Below are 15,029 nucleotides of genomic sequence, written 5' to 3'. Positions count from 1 at the left end.
CTGTCAGAACTCCAGCCGCTCGCGCCGCCCCAGCCGCATCACGATCGCGGCGAAGGCCAGCGTGACGACGAGCAGGGCCACACCGATCGTGGTGGCGTAGGCGGCCTGTCCGTCACGGAACGCTTTCTGGTACACGTACAGGACCATGACCGTGGTCGAGTAGTCGGGGCCGCCTGGCCCGGTCGTCATGATGTGCACGACCGCGAAGGACTCGGCGCCGAGGGCGAGGATGCCCATGTAGACCCAGCCGGACTGCACGGTGTCCCACAGCAGCGGCAGGGTGATCCGGAAGAACGTACTGGCGCGGCCGGCGCCGTCGAGCAGCGCGGCTTCGTACAGGTCGGCCGGGATGGAGGCCATGCCGGCGGAGAACAGGACCACGAAGAAGCCGACCGTGGACCAGACGATCACCGCCATCACGGCCCACAGGGCGAGGTCGGGATCGCCCAGCCAGAGCGGCTGGACGCTGTCGAGGCCGATCCCGCGCAGGATCGAGTTGATCGCGCCGCTGTCCGGGTTGTACGCGAAGGCGAACAGCAGCGCGACGATGGCGATCGACAGCACCTGCGGGAAGAAATAGACGATCTTGTAGAACGAGGAACCGCGGACCCCGGTGATCGCCGGGCCGCCTTTTCTGCGCCGTCCGCCCACATTGATCATGAAAGCGAGGAACAGCGCGAAACTCAGCGTCACCAGCGGCAGCAACAACGCGAAGAACAGACTGTGCTGCAACGACTTCCAGAAGATGTCGTCGTCGAGCATCCTCTCGTAGTTGTCGAAGCCGACCATCTTGAATTCGGGGCTCAGGCCGGTCCAGTCCGTGAACGAGTAGTAGATGGACTGGATGAACGGCCAGACGACGAAGAGCGCGTACAGCCCCAGGGGCACCGCGAGGAACCCCACGATGAACCGGTACTTGCCGTGCTGCATTGCTATCGACCCCGATCTGCGCGCGCGTGCAGCCGCTGGTGACGGATCCTCACCGGATCTACTGGTGCTTGTAGTGCTTGATCGACGTGTCCTTGGCGGTCTCGTCGGCGAAGCCCTGGATCTTCTTGATGGCCTCGGCCGGGGTGAGGCGCCCGGCCATCATCTCGCCGAGACCGGACACACCGATCTTCTCCTTCTGCAGCTGCACGTACCAGTCCTGGAGCCGCGGGTTCACCACGTTCTCGCCGGCCTTGTCCAGCGCCGCGACACCGGACTTCAGACCCGGGGTCAGGGTGATGCCGTCCGTGCCGCCGTTGTACGCGGTCAGCGACTTGACCTTGCTGGTGAAGTTCTTGGAGCTCGCCTCGCTCAGCATGACGCGCAGCTGCTCCATACCGCCGGCGGTGTTCTTCGCCTTGGCCGGGACGATGAACGGCTCACCGCCGGAGGCCCAGATCGTGCCGAAGGGCATCTTGTCGGAGCTGTCGATACCGGTCGGCGCGGAGACGGCCAGGCCGAAGTCCGCCGGGATGACCTTCGCCGACTCGTTCTCCACCCAGGAGCCGTTCGGGATGAACAGCGCCTTGCCCTCGGCCCACGCGGTCTGCGACTGGATGTGGTCCAGACCCGGGGTGCCCTTGAGGACGTAGCCCTTCTTGTAGAGCTCGTAGTACGCCTCGAAGCACGCCTTGACCGCCGGGTGCTTCCAGGCGTTCGGCTCCAGGTTGTCGATGGCGTCGAGGACCTCTGTGCCGCCGACCTTGCCGATCATCGGGTAGAGCGAGAAGGGGAGGTAGTACGGGTACTTGCCCGCGTACGTCCAGCCCGCCATGCCCTTCTTCTTGGCCTTCTCGCAGACCGCGAGCATCTCGTCCCAGGTCTCGGGGTACGTGGCGTCGAGCGAGTCCAGGGCCTTCTGCGAGTACCAGACGCCGTACACCGTGTAGGCGTAGTACATGATCCAGACCGGGTCGCCGTCGAACTGGCCCATCTCCACGATGCCGGGGCGCAGCGTGTCGCGGACCTTCTTGTTCGGGTCGTCGTACGACGGGGCGTCCAGCAGCGGCGTGAGGTCGGCGAGCTGGTCCTTGCCGACGAGGACGCCCATGTCCATCTGCTCGGCGCCGGAGTTGTCGATGAGGTCCGGCGGGGTGCCCTGGTTGAAGCGGGGCTGGAGCGTGGACTGGATCTTCTGGGTGGCGGAGAACTTCACGCTCACCTTGGGGAAGTTCTGCTCGTAGATCTTCACGGCGTCCTCGGCGTACTCCTTGCCGAAACCACCGTCGAAGAGCACGAACTCCATCTGCGCGGTGTCATTGACGCCGAGCGGGTTCTTCGCGGTCTTCGTACCCTCCTTGGCTTTGTCACCGTTGCCGCCGCCCCCGCCGCTGGCACACGCGGACAGGAAACTCATCGTCGGTACGGAGATCAGGCCGAGCGCGGCGGACCGCTTGATCAGATCGCGGCGTCCGACACCCGCGGAGCCGTTGTTCTCGGGATTCTGGGCAGAAGTGGATCCCATGCTCAAGTCCTCGCCTTCTCCAGGACTCAGGCGGTGAACCGGATCCTCCCCGGCACCGCGATCGGGTCAAGCTGGGGTCGTGCAGGAAGTGCGCAATCATGTGAAGTGCCGACAGGTATAGTCCACTTCCCGCCAGCGGAGCAAGATCGAATGCAAGGTTGGCCGGTGGTCTTTTCCGAGTTGAGACCTCACGGAAATATGAGAGGCCTGTGCGCCGCTTGCCCGAAAAATCCGCAGCATAAGCCCCGAATGCCTCGACCAACACCCTTGACAATACTTGGCACTTGAGCCACAACTGATCCTTGCGCAGCGAAGTTGACAACGTTGTCCCGTGCGCAGGGAGGGTACCGGCTTATGCAGCAGAGAGCTCGGCACAGATGGGGTACGGCGGTCGTGTCGGCGGCCGCCTTCGCTTTGACCGTGGGCTCGCAGGGGGTGGCCGTCGCCCTGCCGGAGGCGCCCGCGGCGGCCGACCGGGAGTTCGCCTCCTCGTTCGAGGCCGGCGACCCGGCACCCGACTGGCTCAACACCGTCGACACCGCGCCGGACGGCGGCAAGCGAGCCTCGGGCGTAGACGGCGGCTACAGCAGCGGCATCCCGGGCAATGTGACCGACCACGTCACGGACGTGCGGGCGAACGGCGAGAACACCGGCGGCGGGGAGGTGAAGGAGAACCTCGTCGACGGGGAGCCGAGCAGCAAGTGGCTGGTTTTCGAAGCCACCGGATGGGTGGAGTTCGATCTGGACAAACCGGTGAGAATCGCGAAATACGCGCTCACTTCGGCCAATGACTACGCCGAGCGCGACCCGCGGGACTGGACCCTGAAGGCCTCCACGGACGGCAAGGACTGGAAGACCGTCGACACCCGCTCCGGTGAGACGTTCGCCGAACGGTTCCAGACAAAGACGTACGATATCGCGGAACCGGCCGAGTACCAGCACTTCCGGCTGGAGGTCGGCAGGAACAACGGCGCCTCCGGCATCCTGCAGCTCGCCGACGTCCAGTTCTCCACCGGCGGCAGCGAGGGCCCGGTCCCGCAGGACATGCTCTCCCTCGTCGACCGCGGGCCGAGCGGCTCCCCGACCGCCAAGGCGGGCGCCGGCTTCACCGGCAAGCGGGCCCTGCGCTACGCCGGCCGGCACACGGCGGACGGGAAGGCGTACTCGTACAACAAGGTGTACGACGTGAACGTGGCCGTCGGCCGCGACACCCGTCTGTCCTACCGCGTCTTCCCGTCGATGGCCGACGGCGACCTCGACTACGACGCCACGAACGTCTCCGTCGACCTCGCCTTCACCGACGGCACCTATCTGAGCGACCTCGGCGCCACCGACCAGCACGGCTTCCCGCTCTCCCCGCGCGGGCAGGGCGCCGCCAAGGTGCTGTACGTCAACCAGTGGAACAACGTCGCCTCGCGGATCGGGTCGGTCGCGGCCGGCAAGACCGTCGACCGGATACTCGTGGCCTACGACTCCCCCGAGGGCCCGGCGAAGTTCCGGGGCTGGCTGGACGACATCGCGCTGAAGACGGTCGCGCCCGAGAAGCCGAAGGCCCACAAGTCGGACTACGCGCTCACCACCCGCGGCACCCTCTCCAGCGGCGGCTTCTCGCGCGGCAACAACTTCCCGGCGACCGCCGTGCCGCACGGCTTCAACTTCTGGACGCCGGTGACGAACGCCGGGTCGCTGAGCTGGCTGTACGACTACGCCCGATCGAACAACGACGACAACCTGCCGACGATCCAGGCGTTCAGCGCCAGCCATGAGCCGAGCCCCTGGATGGGTGACCGGCAGACCTTCCAGGTGATGCCGTCGGCCGCCTCCGGCACCCCGGACACCGGGCGTGAGGCGCGCGAGCTGGCCTTCCGGCACGAGAACGAGACGGCGCGGCCGTACTACTACGGGGTGCGGTTCGAGAACGGGCTCAAGGCGGAGATGGCGCCCACCGACCACGCGGCGGTGCTGCGCTTCACCTACCCGGGTGACGACGCGAGCGTCCTCTTCGACAACGTGACCGACCAGGCGGGGCTCACGCTCGACAAGGAGAACGGGATCGTCACCGGCTACTCGGACGTGAAGTCCGGGCTGTCGACCGGTGCGACCCGGTTGTTCGTGTACGGCACGTTCGACAAGCCGGTGGCCGAGGGCTCCTCCAGTGGGGTGAAGGGACATCTGCGCTTCGACGCCGGTGCCGACCGGACCGTCACGCTCCGCCTCGCCACCTCCCTCATCAGCATCGACCAGGCGAAGGACAACCTGCGTCAGGAGATCCCCGACGGCACCTCCTTCGACACCGTGAAGTCGCGCGCCCAGCGCCAGTGGGACCGCCTCCTCGGCAAGGTCGAGGTGGAGGGCGCGACGCCGGACCAGCTGACCACGCTGTACTCCAGCCTGTACCGGCTGTATCTGTACCCCAACTCCGGCTTCGAGAAGGTCGGTTCGAAGTACCAGTACGCGTCGCCGTTCTCCCCGATGCCGAATCCGGACACCCCGACGCACACCGGCGCGAAGATCGTCGACGGCAAGGTGTACGTCAACAACGGCTTCTGGGACACGTACCGGACCACCTGGCCGGCGTACTCGCTCCTCACGCCGAGCCAGGCGGGCGAGATGGTCGACGGGTTCGTGCAGCAGTACAAGGACGGCGGGTGGACCTCTCGCTGGTCCTCCCCCGGCTACGCGGACCTCATGACCGGCACCTCGTCCGACGTCGCCTTCGCGGACGCCTACGTCAAGGGCGTCGACTTCGACGCGAAGTCGGCGTACGAGGCGGCCGTGAAGAACGCGACGGTCGTGCCTCCGTCGTCCGGCGTGGGCCGCAAGGGCATGGAGACCTCGCCCTTCCTCGGCTACACGAGCACCGAGACGCACGAGGGCCTGTCGTGGGCGCTGGAGGGTTACCTCAACGACTACGGCATCGCGCGGATGGGTCAGGCGCTGTACAAGAAGACCGGCGACCAGCGCTACAAGGACGAGTCGGAGTACTTCCTCAACCGCGCCCAGGACTATGTGCACCTCTTCGACGGGAAAGCCGGCTTCTTCCAGGGCCGTGACGCGAAGGGCGACTGGCGCGTCGAGTCCTCGAAGTACGACCCGCGCGTGTGGGGCTACGACTACACGGAGACGAACGGCTGGGGCTACGCCTTCACCGCCCCGCAGGACAGCCGGGGCCTGGCCAACCTCTACGGCGGCCGCAGCGGCCTCGCCGACAAGCTCGACGCGTACTTCGCGACCCCGGAGACGGCCTCACCCGACTTCGTCGGCTCCTACGGCGGGGTCATCCACGAGATGACGGAGGCACGGGACGTCCGGCTGGGCATGTACGGCCACTCCAACCAGGTCGCCCACCACGCCATCTACATGTACGACGCGGCCGGGCAGCCCTGGAAGGCGCAGAAGAACGTCCGCGAGGTGCTGTCGCGGCTCTACGTCGGCAGCGAGATCGGGCAGGGCTACCACGGCGACGAGGACAACGGCGAGCAGTCGGCCTGGTTCCTGTTCTCGGCGCTGGGCTTCTATCCGCTCGTGATGGGCAGTGGCGAGTACGCCATCGGGTCACCCTTGTTCACCAAGGCGACGGTCCATCTGGAGAACGGCCGGGAGCTGGTCGTCAAGGCGCCGAGGAACAGCGCGCGCAACGTGTACGTACAGGGCCTGAAGGTCAACGGCGTGCCGTGGAAGTCCACTTCGCTGCCCCACTCGCTGATCGCGAAGGGCGGCATCCTGGAGTTCGACATGGGGCCGCGGCCCTCGTCGTGGGGCACCGGCAAGAACGCGGCGCCCGTGTCGATCACCAAGGACGACGAGGTGCCGGTGCCGAGGGCGGACGTCCTGAAGGGTGAGGGCGCGCTCTTCGACAACACCTCGGCGACCCAGGCGAGCGTCACCTCGGTGGAGCTGCCGGTGTCCGAGGACGCCAAGGCCGTGCAGTACACGCTGACCTCGCCGTCGGACCGGACGAAGGCGCCGACCGGCTGGACGCTCCAGGGATCGAACGACGGGACCACGTGGCAGACCCTCGACAAGCGCTCGGGCCAGTCCTTCACATGGGACCGGCAGACACGGGCGTTCACGGTGGAGGCACCGGGTACGTACGGGAAGTACCGCCTGGTGCTCGACGGCGAGGCGGTGGTGTCGGAAGTCGAACTGCTCGCCTGAGCAGACGCATTGGGGGTCTCATGCAGGGTGCCGATCCGGCCTGGCTGCCGGACGAGGCGTTCCGGCCGATCGGCACCCGGCACACGCTGATCCGTGGCTCGGGTCCGCTGGTGGACACGGTGCACGGGGAAGTGGCGGAGGCCTGCGTACGGTTCGGGGGAAGCGTCTCGCGCGACGGGACTCTCGTGTCCTGCGAACCGTACGACCTGGTGCTGGAGCTGACCGGCACCGATGACGGCGACTGCGGCGAGGCGTTCACCTTCGAGCGTGGTGACGGCCGTACGACCGTCACCGCGTCCGGCGGGTCCGGGCTGCTGTACGGCCTCTTCCACGTCGTCCGGCTCGGGGACACGGCGTTCCAGGGCTCGTACGGACGTGAGGAGCACCGGCCCGAGTCGGCGGTGCGCATGCTGGATCACTGGGACAACGTCGCCGTGCACCCGGTCATGGGCCAGGTGGAGCGCGGATACGCCGGCGGGTCGCTGTTCTGGGAGGACGGCCGGGCGCGCGGGGAGCTGCTGGGGCGGGTGCGGGCGTACGGCAGGCTGCTGGCGGCCTGCGGGATCAATGCCGTGGCGGTGAACAACGTCAACGTGCACGAGGCCGAGGCCCGTCTCCTCACGGACCGGATCCGTGAAGTCGCCGAGATCGCGGGTGCGTTGCGGCCGTACGGCATCCGCACGCATCTGTCGGTCACCTTCGCCGCCCCGATGGTGCTCGGTGGGCTGCCGACCGCGGATCCGCTGGACGAGGCGGTGCGGGGGTGGTGGGCCGAGGCGAGCGCGCGGGTGTACGCGGCGATTCCCGACTTCGGCGGGTACGTGGTGAAGGCCGACTCCGAGGGCCAACCGGGGCCGTTCGCGTACGGCCGCAGCCACGCGGACGGCGCGAACATGCTGGCCGCGGTGCTGGAGCCGTACGGCGGCACGGTGCACTGGCGGGCGTTCGTCTACGACCACCGCCAGGACTGGCGGGACCGGACGACGGACCGGGCGCGGGCGGCGTACGACCACTTCACGCCGTTGGACGGGGAGTTCGCCGACAACGCCGTCCTCCAGGTCAAGCACGGGCCGATGGACTTCCAGGTACGCGAGCCGGTCTCGCCGCTGATCGGCGCGATGCCCGGCACCCGGCTCGCGGTGGAGGTGCAGGCCACGCAGGAGTACACCGGGCAGCAGCGGCATGTGTGCTGGCTGGGGCCGATGTGGAGCGAGGTGCTGCGGTTCCGGCCGCACGACGGGGCGGACGGTGCGTCGGTCGGGGAGTTGGCGCGCGGCGGTCTGGTCGCCGTGTCCAACGTCGGCGACGACCCGTTCTGGACCGGGCATCCGCTGGCCCAGGCGAACCTGTACACCTTCGGGCGGCTGGCCTGGCAGCCGGACGCGGATCCCCGTCGGATCCTCGACGAGTGGATCGGGCTCACCTTCGCGCCCGGCCCCGACGACACACGCCTGCACGCGGGGCTGCGGACCGTGCTGGACGGCTCGTGGCGGACGTACGAGAAGTACACCGCCCCGCTCGGGGTGGGCTGGATGGTGCAGCCCGGTCACCACTACGGCCCGAGCGTCGACGGCTACGAGTACAGCCCCTGGGGCACCTATCACTTCGCCGACCGCGACGGCATCGGCGTCGACCGCAGCGTGGCGACCGGCACCGGGTACGCGGGGCAGTACGCCAAGGCGTGGGCCGAGGTGTACGAGTCACCGGAGACCTGCCCGGACGAGCTGCTGCTGTTCTTCCACCACGTGTCCTACGGGCACACGCTTCGGAGTGGGAAGACGGTGATCCAGCACATGTACGACACCCACTTCGAAGGCGTGGAAGAGGTGGAGGAGGCCCGGGAGGTGTGGGCTTCGCTGGCCGGGCTCATGGACCCGGCGCGCCACGCGCGGGTGGCGGAGCGGTTCGAGGAGCAGCTCCGCAGCGCCCGCGAGTGGCGCGATCAGATCAACAGCTACTTCTTGCGCAAGTCGGGTGTGCCCGACGCACATGGGCGGCGCATCTACTGAACCTGCAGGATCGCCGTGCCGAGCGGGTCGAGGGTCAGGGGTTCGCCCTCCTCGACCCGTTTGCCGGTGAGCAGGTCGGTGGCGGTGGTGTGGGCGGTCAGGGGGGCGGGTTCGAGGGTGTGGTTGAGGAGGAAGAGGAGGCTGGTCCCGTCCGGGGAGACCCGGGTCGCGGTCTCCAGCGCGGGGTGGTCCGCGTACGGGCCGAGCAGGTCGTGGCGAGCCAGGATCCGGCGGACCACCCGGTCGACGCCGGGCTGGTCGAGGGCGGTGGCGACGTACCACCCCTCGCCCTGCCCGTAGGCGTGCCGGGTCACGGCCGGCGTGCCCGCGTAGAAATCCGCGCCGTACGTGCCGACTGTCTCAGCACCGCACGGCAGCACGATCTCGAAGACCAGGCGTGCCTCGCAGGTCAGCTCCCCCAGCTGGACCGGTTGCACGACGTCCCTCGGCCGGGAGTCCCACTCGTTGACGCGGACCCCCATGAGCGGGCCGAACGGGCCGGGAACATCGGCGAGAAAGGCTCGGTCGTGTTCGTCGACGCGGCCCGAGAGGAAGGTCGTCAGGACCGTCCCGCCGCGCGCGGCGACGGCCTCCAAGCGGCCGGCGAGGTTGCCCTTGACCATATGCAGGACGGGGGCCAACACCACGTCGTACGCGGTGAGGTCGGCCGTGACCGGGACGACGTCCAGGTCCGCGCCTGCCTCGCGGGCGGCCCGGTAGTAGGCGTGGACCACCTCCTGGTACTTGACCAGTCGAGAGGGACCGTCGGAGATCTCCAGGGCCCACCAGCTGTCCCAGTCGAAGAGCAGGGCGGTGCGGGCCGGAGTGCGGGCGCCCAGGGTCGCGTCCCCAAGGGCCTCCAACTCCCGTCCCAGATCAGCCACTTCACGGAACACCCGCGTGTCGTCCCGGCCCGCGTGACCGATGACCGCACCGTGGTACTTCTCGCAGGCGCCGCGGGATGCGCGCATCTGGAAGTAGAGGGCCGCGTCGGCGCCGTGGGCGATGGCCTGGAACGTGGCGAGGCGGAGTTCGCCCGGGCGGCGCAGGGGATTGACGTCACGGCAGGCCGTAGTGGACGGGGTCTGCTCCATCAGCCAGAAGGGGGCGCCGCCCTTGAGGCCGCGCATCAGGTCGTGGGCGAGGGCCGGCCAGGTGGGCGGGGCGTCGAGGGGCGGGTAGCTGTCCCAGGAGGCGAAGTCGAGGTGGGGCGCCCAGCGGTGGTAGTCGAGGGGGCGAAACATGCCCATGAAGTTGGTGGTGACCGGCGTGTCCGGGTCATGGGCACGGATCACCTCCTTCTCGGCGAGGAAGCAGCCGAGGAGGGCGTCGGTGGTGAAGCGGAAGTAGTCGAGGGTGATGCCCTGGAAGGCGGTGTGGTCGGGGCCGCGCCAGTGCTCGGTGAGGGCGCTGGGGGGCTCGATCTGGTCCCAGTCGGTGTAGCGGTGGGACCAGAAGGTCGTCCACCAGGCGTCGTTGAGGGCATCGAGGGTGACGTACTTGGCCCGGAGCCATTCCCGGAACGCCTCGGCACACAGGTCGCAGTAACAGGCCCCGCCGTACTCGTTGTTGATGTGCCAGGCGAGCAGCGCCGGGTGGTCCGCGTAGCGTTCGGCGAGGCGGGCGGCCATCGCCGTGGCGTGCTCGCGGTACGCCGGCGAGCTGGGGCAGAAGTTGTGGCGCTGGCCGTAGCGGTGGCGGCGGCCCTCGAAGTCGGTGCGGTTGACCTCGGGGTGTCGCTTGGCGAGCCAGGGTGGGAGGGCCGCGGTGCCGGTGGCCAGGCAGATGCGGCGGTTCTCGGCGGCGGCGCGGTCGAGGATGCGGTCGAGGACCGTGAAGTCGTAGGTGCCTGGCGCCGGTTGGGTGAGGGACCAGGTGAAGACGCCGACCGTGAGGGTGTCGATGCGGGCCTGGGTGAACAGGCGGTGGTCGTCGTCCCAGACCGGCTGCGGCCACTGTTCGGGGTTGTGGTCGCCGCCGTACGGGATCCTCGGGGTGCGCGGCGCGGTCATGCGGTGAAGTCCTCCTGGGTCTCGGCGATCACCGGGCGGCTGCTGCGCAGCAGGGAGAGCAGCAGTGGGGCGGCCAGCAGGGCGGGCAGGGCCTCGGTCAGCAGGGCGGTCGACGCGGCCGTCAGCAGGAGCAGGGAGGCGGCGCCGAGGGTGGCGCGGCCGTGCCGGAAGAGGAAGTACGCGGCGAGGCGGGCGGTGTCGCGGCCGCGGAAGGCGAACAGCGAGGTGAGGATCAGCGCGTGCGCGCCCCACAGCAGGGAGCCGGCGCCGATCACGCCGAGCAGCACCGCCCACCAGCCGGGCAGGCCGGTGGCGGAGAAGTGGGTGAGGGTGAAGGCGATGACGGTCAGCCAGGCGAGCAGCGGCGTCCAGAGCTTCAGCGCCGGGAGGGCGTTGAGCCGCCAGCCGCGGGCGTAGGCGCGGGCCGGGTGCAGATCGGTGAGGTCACCGGTGCGGTGGTGCAGGGCGTGGACGGCGGCGGACAGGGCGGGGCCCAGCGGCAGCAGGCATACGGCGGCCAGGGGCAGGTTGGCCGGGTCGGGGCCGAGGAGGAGCAGGCCGGCGAGTCCGGGCGATGCGGCCAGGAGCAGCAGGGCCTCGACGGTGACCAGGGTGTGGATCAGGGCGGCGGCGCGGGAGAGGACTCCGGCGCCGAAGTCGGCCGTACGGACGCCGCTGCTCACCCGTTCTCCTTCTCGAAGCGTTCCCTCGCCTTGTTGTGCAGGTCGACGAGCCGGTCCATGTTCTTGGCCTTCGACTCGGCGACGTAGTCGTCCCATTCGGACAGCGGGCGCTTGCCGAGGACGAACTTGAGGGTGTTCTGGATGGCGTGGTCCTTGAGCGGGGTGTCCCAGAGCGTCGCCTGCTCCTGCTCCATGGACTGCAGCGGGTGCGCCGGGTCGATCGGGAGCTGTTCGCGCTGGGCCATGGCGTCCTGGAACTTCTTCTCGTCCGGGCTGAAGTTGGAGGAGACGAGGGCCCAGCTGCCGCCGTAGGTGAAGACGCCGTTGAAGAAGCCGTAGTCCTTCTGGAGGTCCTTCGGGGCGTCCGGGTCGGAGCCCATCAGGGAGATGCCGGGCTTCAGCCGGTAGGTGTCGCCGGACTCGGTGTAGGTGACGCCCTGGACGCCCCACTTGCAGAACTTCTGGCCCTCGTCGGAGTACCAGAGCCAGTCCACGAACTGCATCATCGCGACGAAGGTGTCGCTCTTGAGGGCCTCGCTGGAGATCATGACGCCGTTCTCCAGCCGGGCTCCGCCGAGCACCACCGGGCCCGCCGGGCCGAGCGGCACCGGCACCATCTCGATCTTCGCGCCCTTGACCTGCTTCTGCAGGTTGTAGCGGTAGTTCTGCACCAGTTCCTGCGGGTTGGCGCTGATGACATAGGACTTCTCGGCCAGCAGCTTCTGCACCGCCTGGTCGTCCTGCTGGGTGAAGCTCTCCGGGTCGAGGAGCTTCTCGGCGACGAGCTTGCGCAGGTACTCGATCATCTGCCGGTAGCTGTCCTGGGTGGCGGTGAAGACGAACTTCTGCGCCTTGGAGTCGAAGGAGATGTTGTCGTACGTCCAGCCCGACTTGACCCCGTACGCCTGGCCGAGGTAGCTGAACAGCGCGCCGCACGGGAAGGGGGTGTTGGTGCTCCAGCGGTCGGTCCAGGGGTATTTGTCGGGATACTCGGCCTTGAGTGCCTTGAGGACGTCGTACACCTCGTCCCAGCTGGTGGGCAGGGTCAGTCCGTGCTTGTCGAGGACGTCCGTGCGGAAGGACAGCGAGTAGCCGGGCTTGACCTTCTCGTGCAGACCGGGCAGCAGGTAGTACTTGCCGTCGGACTGGCGTATGGAGTCGAGCTCGGGCTCGAGCTTCCATCTCTTCACCTTGTCCTGGAAGTTGGGCATGAGGTGCACGTAGTCGCTGACGGCGAGGATCGCGCCGGACGACACGAAGGCGACCTCGGAGGGGTGGTAGGTCTTGGGGATCAGGAAAGGGGCGTCGCCCGCGCCGATGAGGACGCTGCGCTTCTTCTCGTAGTCCGCCAGCGGGACGTCGACGGGCTTGAGGGTGACGCCGGTGCGCTTGGTGACCTCCTTCCAGAACAGCCAGCCGCTCTTCGTCGGGTAGACGGGGTTGTTGTTGTGCAGCAGCGAGAAGGAGAGCGGCTTCGCGGCCTTGAACCGCTGTCCGGCGCGGTACTCCTTCATCGCGCCGTTCTGCTTCTTCGACAGGTCCTTCGAGTCCCCGCCGTCGTCGCCGCTGCCGCAGCCTGTGAGGGTGGCGAGGCCGATGAAACCGGCGGCGGCGAGGATCTGGCGCCGCGACAGCTGTCCTGCGTTCTTCACGGACACTCCTTTGTTCCGTAAGTGAGTTGACGTTCCCGTCGGCTCCCCCGCCGGTCAGCCCTTGACCGCGCCGAGCATCACGCCCGAGACGAAGTAGCGCTGGACGAAGGGGTACACGCAGAGGATCGGCAGCGCGGTGAGCACGATGGTGACCGCCTGGATGTTCGCCCCGACCTGGCTCAGCTGCTCCGTGCCGGCACCGGCGTTGGAGCCTCCGGTGGCGCCCTGGATGAGGTTGCGCAGATAGACGGTGACCGGCATGAGGTCGGTCTGGTCCATGTAGAGGAACGCGCTGAACCAGGAGTTCCAGAACGACACCGAGTAGAAGAGCACCATCGTCGCGACGACCGCCTTGGACAGCGGCAGCACGATCCGCAGCAGGATGCCGTAAGTACTCAGCCCGTCGATCTGCGCGGCCTCCTCCAGCTCGGTCGGCAGGCTCTCGAAGAAGGCCTTCATCACCAGCAGGTTGAACACGCTGATCGCGTTGGGCAGGGCGATCGCCCACACGCTGTTCTTCAGGCCGAGGCTGGTGATCAGGACGTAGTTGGGGATCAGACCGCCGGTGAAGAACATGGTGAACACGGCGATGCCGACGAGTGCCGTGCGGCCCTTGAGGTGCTTCTTCGACAGGACGTAGGCGTAACAGGTCGTCAGCACCATGGCGACGGCGGTCGCCACGACCGTGTAGAGCACGGTGTTGCCGTAGTTGCGCCAGAACATGGAGTCCTGGAACACGATCTTGTACGTGGTGAGGTTGAACCCCTTGGGCCACAGGGTGACTTCACCGGCGCGGATCTGACGCTCCCCGCTGAAGGACCGGGCGACGATGTTGAGGAAGGGGTACAAGGTCACAACCACGACGAGGGCGAGGATCACCCCGTTGACGCCCTGGAAGACACGGTAGGAACGACTCGGCTTCACCACAGGCTGGTCCCCACTGTGCGGCGCGAGAGCTGGTTGGCGGACGTGATCAGGACCAGGCCGATGATCGCCTCGAACAGGCCGATGGCGGCGGCGTAGCTGAAGCTGTTGGACTCCACACCGGTCCGGTAGACGTACGTGGAGATCACGTCGGAGGTCTGGTACGTCAGCGGGTTGTACAGCAGCAGCACCTTCTCGAACCCGACGGCCAGGAAGGTGCCGACGTTGAGGATCAGCAGCGTGATCATGGTGGGCCGGATGCCGGGCAGGGTGACGTGCCAGATCTGCTGCCAGCGGTTGGCGCCGTCGATGCGGGCGGCCTCGTACAGGTCCTCGTCGATGGTGGTGAGCGCGGCGAGGTAGAGGATCGTGCCCCAGCCGGCGGTCTGCCAGATCTCCGAGCCGACGTAGACGGTGCGGAACCACTCGGGTTCCTGGATGAAGCGGATCGGGTCGTGGCCCAGCCAGCCCAGTACGTGGTTGATCGGGCCGTCGGTGGCGAGCATCTGCATCGTGATGCCCGCGACGATCACGATCGACAGGAAGTGCGGCAGATACGACACCGACTGCACGAATCGTTTCAGCGATCGGCGGCGCACCTCGTTGAGCAGCAACGCCAGCACGATCGGGATCGGGAAGCAGAAGACCAGCGTCAGTCCGCCGAGCCACAGAGTGTTGCGGAACACCTGCCAGAAGGTGGGGTCGCTGAGGAACATCTCGACATAGCGCAGCCCCACCCAGTCCTCGCCGAACATCGACCCGCCCGGCTCGAAGCGCCGGAAGGCGATCACGTTGCCGATCATCGGCAGATAGCGGAAGACCAGGAAGAACAGCAGCGGCAGCAGGGCCAGCGAGTACAACTGCCAGTCCCGGCGCAGCGCCCGCCGCCAGCCGGTGCGCGTCGGCGTCCGGCTCCGCCGGGGTGGGGTCTTCGTCGGCGGCGGGTCCTGTGTGCCAGGCGGTGGAGCCGATGTGGTGGAGGTGCTCATACGGTGGGCCTCCCGGTGGCACCGAAAGTTTCGGAGTCGTACCGGCAACTTTGCGGCGAGGTTAGGGGCGGGTGTAATGGCTGTCAATGGGACTGACAGGGAAGGCGAGTTGGGGAGGCTGGTACCGGGAGGAGCCCGGGGCTACGAAAC

The 15,029-nt window shown here is 67.9% G+C and carries 9 protein-coding genes; 2 read left to right on the top strand and 7 right to left on the bottom strand.

Annotated features, from left to right (window positions below; genetic code table 11):
- Window positions 1-3: 3 nt before the first annotated feature.
- Both ABD932_RS03860 and ngcE read right to left on the bottom strand, forming a co-directional pair.
- Window positions 4-930: a carbohydrate ABC transporter permease gene (locus tag ABD932_RS03860; RefSeq protein WP_345008641.1), complete on the bottom strand. Its 927-nt coding sequence runs from the start codon at window positions 928-930 to the stop codon at window positions 4-6.
- Window positions 931-988: 58 nt separating this feature from the next.
- Entirely contained in the window at window positions 989-2,452 is a 1,464-nt protein-coding gene (ngcE, locus tag ABD932_RS03855) for an N-acetylglucosamine/diacetylchitobiose ABC transporter substrate-binding protein (RefSeq protein WP_345008640.1), read from the bottom strand.
- Window positions 2,453-2,806: 354 nt separating this feature from the next.
- Here ngcE and ABD932_RS03850 point away from each other — a divergent pair, with 354 nt between their 5' ends.
- Window positions 2,807-6,610, top strand: coding sequence for a GH92 family glycosyl hydrolase (locus ABD932_RS03850; RefSeq protein WP_345008639.1), 3,804 nt, complete (start codon window positions 2,807-2,809; stop codon window positions 6,608-6,610).
- A gap of 20 nt (window positions 6,611-6,630) precedes the next feature.
- Window positions 6,631-8,619, top strand: a complete 1,989-nt coding sequence (locus tag ABD932_RS03845; protein WP_345008638.1) for an alpha-glucuronidase — start codon at window positions 6,631-6,633, stop codon at window positions 8,617-8,619.
- Here the strand turns inward: ABD932_RS03845 and ABD932_RS03840 are convergent.
- Genes ABD932_RS03840 through ABD932_RS03820 form a run of 5 tightly spaced genes read right to left on the bottom strand, consistent with a single transcriptional unit; the run spans window position 8,613 to window position 14,879 of the window.
- Complete coding sequence (locus tag ABD932_RS03840) at window positions 8,613-10,631, bottom strand: beta-galactosidase (protein WP_345008637.1); 2,019 nt, start codon at window positions 10,629-10,631, stop codon at window positions 8,613-8,615. The genes ABD932_RS03845 and ABD932_RS03840 overlap by 7 nt on opposite strands.
- Window positions 10,628-11,314, bottom strand: coding sequence for a hypothetical protein (locus tag ABD932_RS03835; RefSeq protein WP_345008636.1), 687 nt, complete (start codon window positions 11,312-11,314; stop codon window positions 10,628-10,630). Before ABD932_RS03835 ends, ABD932_RS03840 begins: the two co-directional genes overlap by 4 nt.
- Window positions 11,311-12,966 (bottom strand): ABC transporter substrate-binding protein, encoded by a 1,656-nt coding sequence (locus ABD932_RS03830; protein ID WP_345008635.1) that lies wholly within the window; start codon window positions 12,964-12,966, stop codon window positions 11,311-11,313. Before ABD932_RS03830 ends, ABD932_RS03835 begins: the two co-directional genes overlap by 4 nt.
- 54 nt (window positions 12,967-13,020) lie before the next feature.
- The gene (locus ABD932_RS03825; RefSeq protein WP_345008634.1) at window positions 13,021-13,893 is read right to left on the bottom strand and encodes a carbohydrate ABC transporter permease; all 873 of its coding nucleotides are present in this window, start codon (window positions 13,891-13,893) and stop codon (window positions 13,021-13,023) included.
- Window positions 13,887-14,879, bottom strand: coding sequence for an ABC transporter permease (locus ABD932_RS03820; protein WP_345008633.1), 993 nt, complete (start codon window positions 14,877-14,879; stop codon window positions 13,887-13,889). Before ABD932_RS03820 ends, ABD932_RS03825 begins: the two co-directional genes overlap by 7 nt.
- Between the last annotated feature and the right edge of the window lie 150 nt (window positions 14,880-15,029).

The sequence above is a fragment of the Streptomyces shaanxiensis genome (assembly GCF_039537145.1).
GTDB lineage: Bacteria > Actinomycetota > Actinomycetes > Streptomycetales > Streptomycetaceae > Streptomyces > Streptomyces shaanxiensis.
This window is presented reverse-complemented; position numbering and strand designations above follow the sequence as displayed.

Bases quoted from the DNA above. Each gene is read 5' to 3' on its own strand.
- ABD932_RS03860 (WP_345008641.1), bottom strand. From the start codon at position 930: ATGCAGCACGGCAAGTACCGGTTCATCGTGGGGTTCCTCGCGGTGCCC.
- ngcE (WP_345008640.1), bottom strand. From the start codon at position 2,452: ATGGGATCCACTTCTGCCCAGAATCCCGAGAACAACGGCTCCGCGGGT.
- ABD932_RS03850 (WP_345008639.1), top strand. From the start codon at position 2,807: ATGCAGCAGAGAGCTCGGCACAGATGGGGTACGGCGGTCGTGTCGGCG.
- ABD932_RS03845 (WP_345008638.1), top strand. From the start codon at position 6,631: ATGCAGGGTGCCGATCCGGCCTGGCTGCCGGACGAGGCGTTCCGGCCG.
- ABD932_RS03840 (WP_345008637.1), bottom strand. From the start codon at position 10,631: ATGACCGCGCCGCGCACCCCGAGGATCCCGTACGGCGGCGACCACAAC.
- ABD932_RS03820 (WP_345008633.1), bottom strand. From the start codon at position 14,879: ATGAGCACCTCCACCACATCGGCTCCACCGCCTGGCACACAGGACCCG.